The organism is Curtobacterium sp. L3-7, assembly GCF_048756585.1.
Taxonomy (GTDB): Bacteria; Actinomycetota; Actinomycetes; order Actinomycetales; family Microbacteriaceae; genus Curtobacterium.
On record NZ_CP151474.1, the window covers coordinates 339,233 to 350,439 of the forward strand.

15 protein-coding genes are annotated in these 11,207 nt (G+C 72.6%); 5 read left to right on the forward strand and 10 right to left on the reverse strand.

Annotated elements, in window-relative coordinates; translation table 11 throughout:
- Positions 1-194 precede the first annotated feature (194 nt).
- Genes AAEP80_RS01610 through AAEP80_RS01620 form a run of 3 tightly spaced genes read right to left on the reverse strand, consistent with a single transcriptional unit; the run spans position 195 to position 2,553 of the window.
- Positions 195-836, reverse strand: coding sequence for a response regulator (locus tag AAEP80_RS01610; protein ID WP_420365692.1), 642 nt, complete (start codon positions 834-836; stop codon positions 195-197).
- Positions 833-2,056 (reverse strand): sensor histidine kinase, encoded by a 1,224-nt coding sequence (locus AAEP80_RS01615; RefSeq protein WP_420365693.1) that lies wholly within the window; start codon positions 2,054-2,056, stop codon positions 833-835. The genes AAEP80_RS01610 and AAEP80_RS01615 overlap by 4 nt, the downstream gene beginning before the upstream one ends.
- Positions 2,053-2,553 (reverse strand): hypothetical protein, encoded by a 501-nt coding sequence (locus AAEP80_RS01620; protein ID WP_420365694.1) that lies wholly within the window; start codon positions 2,551-2,553, stop codon positions 2,053-2,055. Before AAEP80_RS01620 ends, AAEP80_RS01615 begins: the two co-directional genes overlap by 4 nt.
- Before the next feature lie 130 nt (positions 2,554-2,683).
- Here AAEP80_RS01620 and AAEP80_RS01625 point away from each other — a divergent pair, with 130 nt between their 5' ends.
- The 5 genes from AAEP80_RS01625 (at position 2,684) to AAEP80_RS01645 (ending at position 6,492) form a co-directional block, all read left to right on the forward strand.
- Positions 2,684-3,526: a spermidine synthase gene (locus AAEP80_RS01625; protein ID WP_402727275.1), complete on the forward strand. Its 843-nt coding sequence runs from the start codon at positions 2,684-2,686 to the stop codon at positions 3,524-3,526.
- A gap of 96 nt (positions 3,527-3,622) precedes the next feature.
- Positions 3,623-4,378 carry a DUF4064 domain-containing protein gene (locus tag AAEP80_RS01630; protein WP_420365695.1) on the forward strand — a complete coding sequence of 252 codons (756 nt, stop codon included), beginning with the start codon at positions 3,623-3,625 and terminating at the stop codon, positions 4,376-4,378.
- Between the two features lie 55 nt (positions 4,379-4,433).
- Positions 4,434-5,276 (forward strand): hypothetical protein, encoded by an 843-nt coding sequence (locus AAEP80_RS01635; protein ID WP_420365696.1) that lies wholly within the window; start codon positions 4,434-4,436, stop codon positions 5,274-5,276.
- Positions 5,273-5,779 (forward strand): SprT-like domain-containing protein, encoded by a 507-nt coding sequence (locus AAEP80_RS01640; protein ID WP_413600686.1) that lies wholly within the window; start codon positions 5,273-5,275, stop codon positions 5,777-5,779. The genes AAEP80_RS01635 and AAEP80_RS01640 overlap by 4 nt, the downstream gene beginning before the upstream one ends.
- A 17-nt stretch (positions 5,780-5,796) precedes the next feature.
- Positions 5,797-6,492 (forward strand): CGNR zinc finger domain-containing protein, encoded by a 696-nt coding sequence (locus AAEP80_RS01645; protein ID WP_413600685.1) that lies wholly within the window; start codon positions 5,797-5,799, stop codon positions 6,490-6,492.
- Between the two features lie 207 nt (positions 6,493-6,699).
- On the opposite strand, the gene AAEP80_RS01650 is transcribed toward AAEP80_RS01645, so the two are convergent.
- From AAEP80_RS01650 to AAEP80_RS01680, 7 genes are all read right to left on the reverse strand, one after another.
- Positions 6,700-7,263, reverse strand: coding sequence for a hypothetical protein (locus AAEP80_RS01650; protein WP_420365697.1), 564 nt, complete (start codon positions 7,261-7,263; stop codon positions 6,700-6,702).
- 82 nt (positions 7,264-7,345) lie between these two features.
- Positions 7,346-8,143 (reverse strand): hypothetical protein, encoded by a 798-nt coding sequence (locus AAEP80_RS01655; RefSeq protein WP_420365698.1) that lies wholly within the window; start codon positions 8,141-8,143, stop codon positions 7,346-7,348.
- Positions 8,133-8,771, reverse strand: a complete 639-nt coding sequence (locus AAEP80_RS01660) for a hypothetical protein (protein ID WP_420365699.1) — start codon at positions 8,769-8,771, stop codon at positions 8,133-8,135. Before AAEP80_RS01660 ends, AAEP80_RS01655 begins: the two co-directional genes overlap by 11 nt.
- A gap of 111 nt (positions 8,772-8,882) precedes the next feature.
- Positions 8,883-9,242, reverse strand: a complete 360-nt coding sequence (locus AAEP80_RS01665) for a hypothetical protein (RefSeq protein WP_281266048.1) — start codon at positions 9,240-9,242, stop codon at positions 8,883-8,885.
- Between the two features lie 86 nt (positions 9,243-9,328).
- Complete coding sequence (locus AAEP80_RS01670) at positions 9,329-9,760, reverse strand: roadblock/LC7 domain-containing protein (protein WP_402727283.1); 432 nt, start codon at positions 9,758-9,760, stop codon at positions 9,329-9,331.
- Entirely contained in the window at positions 9,760-10,350 is a 591-nt protein-coding gene (locus AAEP80_RS01675) for a GTP-binding protein (protein ID WP_402727284.1), read from the reverse strand. The genes AAEP80_RS01670 and AAEP80_RS01675 overlap by 1 nt, the downstream gene beginning before the upstream one ends.
- Positions 10,350-10,991, reverse strand: a complete 642-nt coding sequence (locus AAEP80_RS01680) for a hypothetical protein (protein ID WP_420365700.1) — start codon at positions 10,989-10,991, stop codon at positions 10,350-10,352. The genes AAEP80_RS01675 and AAEP80_RS01680 overlap by 1 nt, the downstream gene beginning before the upstream one ends.
- Positions 10,992-11,207: the final 216 nt, after the last annotated feature.

Genomic DNA, 11,207 nt, shown 5'->3' on the forward strand with positions numbered 1-11,207 from the left:
GCACAGCGACGCGCGTCACGGTCGGCCGGCGTGCGGACCCGCGGGGAGGTGGGGGCTCCAGGGGGTCGACGCACCCGGCACGACGACGGTGGTCGACGGTACGTCAGGACGCTTGGCGTTCACTGGCCGTTCATGTGTACGCATTCATCTGGGCGGCGGTGCGCGCGCATCAGCCTGCCGGCCCCGCTCGCGCGTCAGCGCAGGACGAGGGCGACGGCCTCCGCGCGGGTGCGGACACCGAGCTTCTGGAACAGCTGGTTCACGTAGGACTTCACGGTCGGCACGGTGAGGAACAGCTCGGCGGCGATCTCCGGGTTCGTCCGGCCGTCGGCGATGCGCTCGAGGACGTCGGCCTCACGCGGGGTGAGCTCGGGGAAGCGGGCGCGGAGGGACGCCGGCCGCTCGGGTGCCGTCGTCGCGGTCAGCTGCGCGACGAGTCGTGCTCCGACCGCGGCGTCGAACGTGGACTGCCCGGACGCGACGGCCTGGACGGCGGCGGCGATCTCCACCCGTCCGGCGTCCTTGGTCAAGTATCCGCGGGCACCTGCTCGGAGCGCGGTGGTGATCGACTCGTCGTCGGCGAAGGTGGTCAGCACGAGCACGGCCACGCCGGGGTGCTCCGCCGTGATGCGCGCCGTGGCGGTCGGACCGTCGACGCCCGGCATCCGCAGGTCCATCAGCACGACGTCCGGGGACCACCGTTCCACCGCGGCGAGCGCCTCGGCCCCGTCAGCTGCTTCTCCGACGACCTCGAGGTCCGGCACCATGGACAGCACCGTCACCAGGCCGTCGCGCACGATCGCCTGGTCGTCGACGACGAGCACGCGGATGGTCATGCGTCCGTCACGTTCTGCGCGTTCTGCACGTCCTGCGCGTCTGGTTCGTCGACGCGGGCGCCGGCGACGGGGACGTGCATCGCGACGACGAACTCGTCCTCGGAGCGTTCGGCCTCGACGGTGGCGCCGGCGTCGAGCTCTGCGAAGCGCTCGTGGATGCCGATCAGCCCGTGCCCGCCGCCGGAGAGCGGGTTGGCGACGACCACGTCGACGGCGTCGCCGTCCCGGATCACCGAGAGGGACACCGGTCGGCCGGGGGCGTGGCGGCGGGCGTTGCTCAGGGCCTCCCTGGTGCTCGCGACGACGACGGCGCGGTGGGCGTCGTCCAGGTCGGCGAGGGCGAGGTCGCCGGTGACGACGAGTTCCCCGCCGAAGTCACGGTGGGCGGCGACGAGGGGGTGCAGGCCGGCGCCCGGTGCTGCGACCGGGGCTGTGTCGGTGGTCGCGGCTGTGTCGGTGTCCGCTTCTGCGTCGTCGCGGAGGGCGTGCACCGCCCGGCGGGCCTCGGCGAGACCGTCGGCCGCGAGGGTGCGCGCGGCACCGGCACGCAGCGTGGCCTCGTCGACCCGACCGGCCTCGAGCAGGGCCTCCACGGCGTCGAGCTGCAGCACCAGGCCGCCGAGGGAGTGCGCGAGGACGTCGTGGATGTCCCGGGCGGCCCGCGACCGGTCGGCCAGGAGCCGGGCACGCTGCTGGTCGCGTTCGGCCTGGCGCGCCTGCTGCTCGGCGAGACGGTACTGCCGCCGACTGAACCCGACCAGGATCCCGAGGACGAGACCGGCGCAGGACCCGAGCACGAACTGCACGGTGGCACCCTCGAGGCTCGCGGAGACGGCGATCTCGACGAGGGCGACCAGCGCGGCGACGACTCCGGCCCACACCGGGACCGCCGCACTCGCCTGCAGCACGACGATGCCGACGATCACGGCTGCGATCATCAGCGCGTCGGTCGGGGCGACCACCGCGGAGCCCGCGACGACCATGACCGCGCCGGCTGCCGCCATCGTGCGGGGCGTCCTGACGAACTCCCGGAGCGTCCACGCCGCGATCGTCACGCCACCGACGACCCAGACCCACGGTGGGAGCTCCTCGGCGATGCCGTTCCTGATGAACCAGAACGTGACGGCGACGATGCCGACGGCGCTCAGCACCCACCCGAGACGCGAACGCGACCGGCCCGCGGACGGGTCGGTCGGCTCGGGGACGGACAGCAAGGTCACCTGACCATCATGCCGCGGGTCCGTCCGGGGATGCGCTGGTCGATGACGAGCGCGCGGGCGGCACGGTTGATCGCGAGCATCAGGAGGATCGCGCCGGTGGAGCTGAGGAGGTGTGCGCCCATGTTCCCGCCGACGACGTCCAGCCCGACACGCACGGCGATGAGCACGAACCAGAGTCCGGCGCCGTACCAGCCGGTCCGGGACTGGATCGTTCGGCCCTTGTCATCAGGGGTCGACACCGTCCGGAAGCGGGTCATGGTGCCCATCGCCAGACCCACGCCGACCGAGATGAGCGCCTCGATGCCGAGGAAGACGATGTCCGTCGTGGTGATCGTGGCCTTCGTCTGCGCCAGGACGACGACGCCGATGACCGCCATCACGAGCGGACCACGCCAGATGCGAGCGGGGTCCAGGTACCGCCAGGTGGCCTGCCGGTACGCGAGGAACCCGACGAGCGCGAGCCCGATGACGATGTTCGCGATGAGCTGGACCGACATGATGTGTGCCTTTCGGTGGGGTCCGGCGGGGGTTCCCGACCGGTGATCCCATCGTGGTTCGGGCGCTCAGCGGGCCACACCAACCACGGGTGGGGACGTGGGTGGTGATCGCGTGGTGTTCCATGGACCCATGGCTGATGCGTTCGACGGGTTCAAGCTCGGTGCCGGGTTCTCGGTGATCGAGCCCGACCGGCACCGGCCCGGCTCGTTCACGCTCGTCGTCGACGGCACGCCGCAGTCGCACGTCGACCTCGAGGACCCGACCCACCTGGCGTTCGAGTACATCCGCCGGATCGGCCACGCGATCGACCTGCTGCCGCCCGGACCGATCACGGCACTGCACCTCGGCGCCGGCGCCCTGACGCTCCCGCGCTACGTCGCGGTGACCCGGCCGGGCTCGCGGCAGCAGGTGATCGAGCTCGAGCGCGACCTGGTCGACCAGGTGCGTGAGGCCCTGCCGTTCCCCCGAGGCGCCTCGATCCGGGTCCGGTACGGCGATGCGCGCGAGGTCCTCGGGAAGCTCCCCCACGGGCTGCGCGGCACCGTCGACCTGGCCGTCGTGGACGTGTTCGGCGGCGCACGGATCCCGGCGCACGTGACGAGCGTCGAGTTCTACCGCGAGGTCGCCGAGTTCCTGTCCCCGACGGGCATCGTCGCGGTGAACGTCGCCGACGGTGCCGGTCTCGCCTTCGCCAGGGGTCAGGCGTCGACGCTGCAGTCGGTGCTGCCGTCCGTCGCGGCCGTCGCGGACACCGGCATGCTCAAGGGCCGTCGGTTCGGCAACATCGTGCTGCTCGGCTCCCCCACGGACCTCCCGGTCGCGGACATGCCTCGCCGGTACTCGTCCGACCCGATGCCCGCGAAGGTCGTGCACGGCGCGGAGCTCCGGTCGTTCATCGCCGGTGCGCCCATCGTCACCGACGCGACGGCCGTCGCGTCTCCGGAACCGAACCGGTCCGTCTTCGGCGCCTGACCCGGACCTGCTTGCGGGCAACGTGGTGGTGCCGCTGCCAGGATGGGTGCTGAACGACCGCGCAGGTGCGTGGACGAACGAGACGGGGAAGCGCTCATGACGAACGACGACCGGAGCAACGAGGACCGGCCGGGCGACGGCCAGGCACCGACCTGGGGCGAGCCCGCTCCGCAGCAGCAGCCGACGCAGCAGCCGGCGGCTCCGCAGGACGATGCACCGCGATACGGCGAGCGCATCACCCCGGCCTCCGCACCGCAGTACGGCGAGCAGGCCGCACCGCAGCAGCCGCAGTACGGCCAGCAGCAGTACGGGCAGCAGCAGCCGCAGTACGGGCAGCAGCAGTACGGCCAGCAGCAGCACGACCAGCAGCAGGGCGCTCCGACGTGGGGCGGTCAGCAGCACGCGGCAGCGGCACCCGCGTCCGCCGGCGCCCCCGGTTGGCAGAGCTACGAGGAACCGAAGGCGAAGAAGAAGACCGTCGGTGTCATCGCGTTCGTCCTCGGGCTCGTCGCACTCGTGGTCGGCGTCATCACCGGCTACCTCTTCGGCACCGCGATCGTCCACAGCAGCGCGTTCGACCAGATCCTGCAGAACGGCGGGAGCACGACCCCAGACCCGTCGCAGTTCCAGGACATGGAGAACGACCCGGCGCTCGCGGGTGCTGGCGTGCTGTTCCTCCTGGGGACGGTGATCGGTCTCTGGGCCCTGGTGCAGGGCATCATCGCGATCGCGACGAAGCGCGGACGCGGCTGGGGTGTCTTCGCCGTCGTGCTCGCGATCGTCGCGGTGATCGCAGTGCTCGTCACGTACGCAGCAGTCGCCGCGGTCGCGGTCTCGAACGGCGTCTCCTGAGCAACCGCGTGTGGCACCGGCCGCTCCCGGGCACGCACGGTTACCCTCGACCCTGATGTCCCCCGACGACCGCCAGCACCTCGACGACCAGGACGACCGCGCCCGGGAACCGCGCCACGCGGCTCCCGTCACCGCCGGTGTCAGCCCGGGCAGCACCTTCGCGCCCATCAGCCTCCGTCCGGCCGTGGACGTGCAGGTGGTCCAGGACCGCCTCCGTGCCCTCGGGCAGAGCCGCAGCACCGAGGCCCTCGCCGAGCGCGCGGAACTCCTGCGTCTGCTCGGCCGCCTCGACGAGGCCCTCGTCGTCGCGGAAGAGGTCTTCCGGCTGACGATGTTCACCGGGGAACGCGCCGACAAGGTCGCCGCACGGATCCGGCGTGCGCACGTCCTGCACGACCTCGGCCGGTACGAGCGGGCCGCGACCGAGTCCGCCCTCGCCCGCGACACGGCGGCGACCGAGGAATGGCCCGAGCTCGAGGGCGCTGCCGCCGAGCTCGAGGGCTGGTCGCTGTTCGAGCTGAACCGCTTCGAGGAGGCGCGCGAGGTCCTCGGTCGCTCGTACGAGGCGTTCCGCGCCGCCGGGGCCCCGTCCGAACGCACCGACGCCCTCCGCTCGGCCGTCGAGGCAGCCATGCGCGCGTCCATCGCCCAGCCGGCGGCTGCGCCCGAGCGCCCGACCGCAGACCGTCCCCGCACCGCACGAGAGGCAGCGGTCCGTCGCGAGACCGACCCGGCCACGCGCGTCGCCGAGCCCGTGAAGGAGGTCCCGCCGGTCCGCCGCCGGGTCCTCGGGGCACCGGACGCCGCCCGCACCGAGGCGGACAGCCTCTGGGGCAAGCTCTCCGATCGTGCCGACCGCACCGACCGCACCCAGCGGCAGGGCCCAGCCGACCGGTGACGTCGCTCGACCAGGTCCGCTCCCGCGCCGCGGAGCTCATCGCGGCGCACCTGGGCGCCGGCTCGTGGTCGTTCGGCTTCGACAACGCCAAGACCCGTGCGGGCCAGTGCGACTTCGCCAAGCGCCGGATCACGGTGAGCAAGCACCTCGCCGTCCGGTTCTCGGACGACGACGTCGAGCAGGTCCTGCTGCACGAGGTCGCGCACGCCCTGAGCGGAGCCCGCGCCGGGCACGGGCCGAAGTGGCGGCGCACGGCTGCCTCGATCGGGTACACCGGGTCCCGCCTGCACGACGGCCCGATCGCCAGCGAACTGGCCCCGTGGGTCGGCGAGTGCCCGGCGGGACACGAGCACTTCCGCTACCGCACGCCGACCAGACCGCTGGCGTGCGCGAAGTGCTCCCGCCGGTTCGACGAGCGCCACCTCATCACGTGGACCCGCCGGGCGGACGTCGCCCGGACGGAGCCCGCGCGTTCCGAACTCGGCACCGAGGCGCGCCGGTAACCCGTTAGCCTGGGCGGATGCAGACGGGGCAGCACATCCGCACGGACTCGGGGTCGTCGTGGTTCTTCGACGCCGGACGGATCGCCCTCGACTTCGCGCACACCGGCGGGTTCGCCGACGACCCCGACGGCCGACGCCCCCGCGCCCAGCTCGGTGAACTCCTCGTCACGCCGGCCGACCTCGACGAGTGGTTGAGCGACCACACCGAACCGATCGACGTCGGCGCGAGCGCCCGCGAGCTGCAGGACGCCCGTGAACTCCGCGCCGCCATCGGCCGTCTCGCGGTCGCGGCGGCGCCCGCGCCGGCGTCCACGGCTGCCGAGCGCGCCGCGGTCGCAGCCGGCCTGCGTGCCGGGACCGGCCGCACGCGCCCCGCGCCAGACGACATCGACACCGTCAACCTGTTCGCCGCCCTGCCGGACGTGCCCCCGAGCCTCCCGGGTGGCCGTCGCCGGGCCGGAGCGAACCGTGTGCGGCTCGCACAGGCGCTCTCGAGCGTCGCTCGCGACGCCGTCGCCCTGTTCACCGAGGTCGGGTTCGACGACGTGGAGGCCGACGGCCGACCGACCCGCCTCAGCCGCTGCTCGGCGCCGGACTGCGGGCTCGTGTTCTACGACTCGTCCCGCGGCGGCACGCGCCGGTGGTGCGCGATGCAGCGCTGCGGGAACCGCGCGAAGGTGCGCGCGCACCGCGCTCGGCGCGCAGCCGCCTGACCTGCGGGTCGGCGAGCGCGTCGAACGTCACCGACCCCGAACGACAGAACCGTTGTCGTACGACAGCGATGCTGTCGCAATCCCGCGCGTGCAACTGTTGCGGCCGCGTGGGAGCGACACGGCCGTTGTCGTACGACAGCGACTCTGTCGTTCCGAGTCGACAACCGGAACCGGCGTCGACAACCGGACGCGCACGCAAGCGCGCGCCTACTCCGCGCGCCAGGTGATCGTCGAGTCGCCCTCGGGGGCCTCGTCCACGGGCGCTGCCCGCATGTAGCTCACCGCGTCGACGGTGGAGTCCTTCGGCGCCAGCAGCACGGCGCAGACGTCCGCGGTGCCGGTGCCCGTCAGCGCCGACGTGATCGCCTTCCGGTCGAACGGGCACGCCTCCTGCAGGACGTCGTTCCGGTCGCTCGCGGCGAGCTCCGGCCCGGCCTGCAGCTCGTCGGCCGCGCGGAGTCCCCATGCGTCGTTCGTCAGGTCTCCGACCGCGTCCGGGTCGAACGCACCGGACACCCGCTTGACGGTGAAGTGCGCGAGGTACGCGTCGTCGCCCTTCGGGTTCAACCCGAACTGGTCCATCGCGGCCGCGGTGACCCGCTCGACCTTCGTGGCGCGGATGTCGAGCTGCCCGTGGAACGCGGAGCCGTTGAGCTTCGTCGTCACGGAGTCACCCATGTCGTGGCCGCCCTGCGCGCACCCGCTGAGCATCGCGGCGGCGGCGATGGCGAGCACGCTCGCCGTGGTCAGTCGTCGTCTGGTCCCCTGCATGGTCGCCACGGTACGGACCCGGGAGGCTCGGGGCACGTCGTCGAATCAACCTCGCGTCCGGCGCGGGTCGGGACAGGCGCCGTCAGCAGTCGGTGACGACGTGGTCGGGATCGCCGAGGTCCTGGGACTTCCCCCAGTCGGCGAAGGAGAGCTCGACGGTACCGGTGGTGTCCGATGCCCGGAACGAGTACGGCACGGGCTCCCCCACGGCGGAGACCACGAGCGACCCGATCGGGGAGGACCCGTTCGCGACGACGATCTGCACGCGGGCGTCGTCGCCGGTGCCGGTGACCGCCCCCGGGTGCAGCGTGACGTCGGACCCGGTGCCGAGCATGCTCCGCAGCAGGTCGTCGGGCTCGGTGAACGGTGCCAGGTCCCGCACGGTGGCGGAGGTCGCTGGCACGCACACCCGGCCGCTGGTCACCTTCGCGAGACCGGACTGCGCGGCGAACGCGGCGTTGCCGGACACCCACACGTCGTCGGCTCGGCGACGGGCATCGAGGGACACGTCACCGACGGACAGTCGCAGCGCGGAGTCCTCGGTCGTGCCGCGGTAGTCGATCCGCACGGTCCGGCCGAGCACGGTGTCACCGGACCCCTTCGCGGCGGCGGGGTCCGGCACGAGTTCGGTGACGGTGCCCTCCGCGACGACGGGCTCGGAGCGCATCGCCGCGAGGACGTCCTGCAGCGCGGTCGTCCCGTCGACGGTCTCGATGCCGTTCCTCGTACCGTCCACCGGGGCCTGCCCGCCGAACCCGGTGGCGGTCGGGGTGACCGCGATGTCCGTCGGAGCCTGCCCGGAGCACGCGGTCAGCACGAGCGCCGTCGCGACGACCCCGGCTGCGACCGACCAGCGGCGCACGCGTGCGTCAGCCCGCATCGCCGACGCAGACCTGCTTCGCGCCCTGGTCGGACAGCGCAGCGGCGTCCGTCGGCACGCTCTTGCCTTGGTTGTCGGCGGTCGCGCGGACGACGAAGCACGAGTCGGCGTCGTACAGGCCGGACGACTTCGGGATCCAGACCTCGGTGCCGCGGACGAGCCGGCTGACGTCGACGGGCTTCGTGCCGGGTTCGACGACGAACACCGACCACGCGACGTCGTCGCCCTTCCAGGACACCCGGACGTTCCCGGAGCCGGACTGCACCGCGAGGCCGGACGGCGACGGCGGTCCCTCTGCGGTGACGGCGCGGACGACGAGCACGGCACCGATCACGACGGCGATCAGGGCGAGGGCCGCGGAGACGAGGAACGCCGGGTGCCGCCAGAGCGGGCGGCGGGTGGTCTCGGTGCGCTCGAGCTCGGGCAGGACGCCGATGTCCGACCCCATCGCGCGCTTCGGGGTCTGGCTCTGGACGCCCCACTGCTCGTAGAGCGCCGGCTGCCCCGGGTCCCAGCCGAGCCGGGTGCCCTGTCGCTGCTGGGACGGCGCGGCCGAGGTCGACGGTGACGGAGCGGACGGCACCGGGACGGAGGGGATCGGCGGGACGACGGGTGGTGACTCGCTCAACGGACCGGTTCCTCCCCAAGACGGTGATGCTGACCCCACGGTGCGGATCGCACGGCAAGCATACGGACGACGACGGCCCCCGCGAGCACGCGCGGGGGCCGTCGGGACGGATCAGAAGGTGAGCGAGCCCTCGATGTCCTTGGCCTTCATGCGGGCCAGCGCGAGGTTCGCCTTCGCGCGGTCCAGCACGAAGTAGATGAAGACCTCGGGGTGGCTCGCCAGCGGGCGGATGATGTGGAACTGCGAGGACAGCGTGATGAGGATGTCGTCGATCGAGTCGGCGAGACCGAGGGACTTCGCGGTCTTGAGCTTCGCGCGGACGACCTCGGTGTTGCCGGCGGCAGCGAGCTCCAGGTCGATGCCGCTGCCGGCGCCGCCGAGCAGCATGCCGGAGCCGCTGTCGACCACGGCCGCGGCCATGGCGCCGTCGACGGAGACGAGTTCGTTGAGGGAGTCGGTGATGGTGGCCATTCGGGTTTCCTTGTCGTTCGGTACCGACGCGCAGGGACGCGCCGGGCCCCGCCGCGGTGGCGAGGAGCTTCGGTGCCGGGCTCGGATCAGGAGCCGGCGGGGACGGGAGCGGGGACCGCGAGCGCCTCGGCGATGCGGGAGGCACAGCGGCGGGACACGGTCAGCGCCTTGCCGAGCATCTCGTCGGTGTCGAACAGGGCGGCGAGCACGATCGTCTGCCCCGGGATGCGCATCTGCACCACGTGCCCGCGCTCGGCGGCGATGATGACGTACTCGCTGGTGCCCATCGTGAGCTCGCGGGCGACGGCCTCGCTGAGCGCCTGGATTGAGCTCGCCATGCTGGCGAACCGGGCCCCGTCGGTCGGTGCGGAGGCGCTGTCGGACAGGCGGACGATCTCGAAGCCGTCGTCGCTGAGGAGCGACGCGGTGATCAGCGACGTGGTCATGTCGCGCATCGCGGTGAGCTCGACGCGACCGAGGTCGATGACGACGGGGTCCTGGTGGGGGGCGAGTGACATCAGTGCACTTCCTGCGCGGGAGCGGCAGCGGGAGCGGGAGCCACTGGCGCCATGGCCGCGCGCATCTCGATGTTGGCGACGAGCGTCAGCAGGACGGTGGTCATCTGCTCCGGCTCGCGGGGGTCGACGGTGAAGACGGGCACGAGCATCTCGGGGTGCGCCGCGGACAGGGCGTCGGAGAACGCGGCGGTGGAGGTCCCGCCGACCACGTCCGCACGGGTCACCCCGACCACGACACCGCCGCGGTCGTGCAGGTCGCGGAACTCCTCGATGAACTCGAGCATGCTCGCGACGGGGTCGGGCGCATCGGCGTTCACGAGCACGACGAGCCCGCGCGCGCGGTCCTTCAGGATCTGCCACATGAAGTCGAACCGGCGCTGTCCCGGGATGCCGTACAGCCGCACCTTGTCGACGTCGCCGACGGTGATCTCGCCGTAGTCGAGCGCCACCGTCGTGGTCGCCTTGTCCGCCGTCTCGCGGTCGGTGTTCGCGGCCTCGGTCCGGACGACGGGGACCTCGCTGAGCGCCTCGATCGCGGTGGTCTTGCCGGCGCCCATCGGGCCGGCGAACAGGATGACGTGCTCGGCCATCAGCGTGCCAGCCGGTCGAGCAGACGGCGGAACAGCCCGCCGCGGGCGGGTGCGGCGGTGGCCGTGGCGGTGACGACCGGGCGGTCGAACGCCGGACGGGCCATCGCGACGTCGGGGGCCGTCGACCGGAGGATCCGCATCAGGCTGAAGGCGTTGACCACGCGACGGGCCTCGGCGGGCGCGACGTTCGCCTGCTCGGCGAGCTCGTCGACCGTGAGCGACGCGTACCCGAGCATGGACGTCATCCGCACGTGGTCGGGGGTGTGCGCGAGCGTGGTGAAGTTCGGCCAGCGCTGCAGCCGGTAGGTGTCGTCGCGCTGCAGCCACCAGGCGAGCTCACCGGGGAAGGAGTTGAGGCCGATGTGCCAGAGGAGCGACTGGAGCTCGTTGCCCGGCGTCGTCGTGACGGCGGAGTCCTGTTCGCGGGACTCGCGGCCGACCCGGAGCTCGAGCGGCTCGATCGGCATGTCGGCGAGGTCGGTGGACCACCAGTAGGCGTTCGCGGTGACGTCGATGAGCAGTGGCTCGTGTCCGGCGATCTCGACGCGCAGCACGTCGTCCTGCGCGTCCCACATCGGCCGGAGCGCCATGGCCACACGGGTCCAGCCGAAGCGCGGCATCGCTCCCGCGTCGTCGGACATGACGGGCACACGGTCAACGGCCCCGTCCGGCAGTACGGGCTCCATCGGTGCTGGCTCCATCGGTGGTGTCTCCTCCTGGGGCCGGTACCCCCGGCCGTCTCCCCCTCGGGAGCCGGTGCGCACCCGTTCGGACCCTCCGATCCAAGCGGTCGGGCGGAGGTCCCCGGAAGCCCCCGTCTGGGCGGCACCTGTCGGGGAGGTACGTGCCGCCTATCA

Bases quoted from the DNA above. Each gene is read 5' to 3' on its own strand.
- AAEP80_RS01620 (WP_420365694.1), bottom strand. From the start codon at position 2,553: ATGTCGGTCCAGCTCATCGCGAACATCGTCATCGGGCTCGCGCTCGTC.
- AAEP80_RS01675 (WP_402727284.1), bottom strand. From the start codon at position 10,350: ATGGCCGAGCACGTCATCCTGTTCGCCGGCCCGATGGGCGCCGGCAAG.
- AAEP80_RS01625 (WP_402727275.1), top strand. From the start codon at position 2,684: ATGGCTGATGCGTTCGACGGGTTCAAGCTCGGTGCCGGGTTCTCGGTG.
- AAEP80_RS01610 (WP_420365692.1), bottom strand. From the start codon at position 836: ATGACCATCCGCGTGCTCGTCGTCGACGACCAGGCGATCGTGCGCGAC.
- AAEP80_RS01670 (WP_402727283.1), bottom strand. From the start codon at position 9,760: ATGTCACTCGCCCCCCACCAGGACCCCGTCGTCATCGACCTCGGTCGC.
- AAEP80_RS01635 (WP_420365696.1), top strand. From the start codon at position 4,434: ATGTCCCCCGACGACCGCCAGCACCTCGACGACCAGGACGACCGCGCC.
- AAEP80_RS01645 (WP_413600685.1), top strand. From the start codon at position 5,797: ATGCAGACGGGGCAGCACATCCGCACGGACTCGGGGTCGTCGTGGTTC.
- AAEP80_RS01655 (WP_420365698.1), bottom strand. From the start codon at position 8,143: ATGCGGGCTGACGCACGCGTGCGCCGCTGGTCGGTCGCAGCCGGGGTC.
- AAEP80_RS01665 (WP_281266048.1), bottom strand. From the start codon at position 9,242: ATGGCCACCATCACCGACTCCCTCAACGAACTCGTCTCCGTCGACGGC.
- AAEP80_RS01650 (WP_420365697.1), bottom strand. From the start codon at position 7,263: ATGCAGGGGACCAGACGACGACTGACCACGGCGAGCGTGCTCGCCATC.
- AAEP80_RS01630 (WP_420365695.1), top strand. From the start codon at position 3,623: ATGACGAACGACGACCGGAGCAACGAGGACCGGCCGGGCGACGGCCAG.
- AAEP80_RS01680 (WP_420365700.1), bottom strand. From the start codon at position 10,991: ATGTCCGACGACGCGGGAGCGATGCCGCGCTTCGGCTGGACCCGTGTG.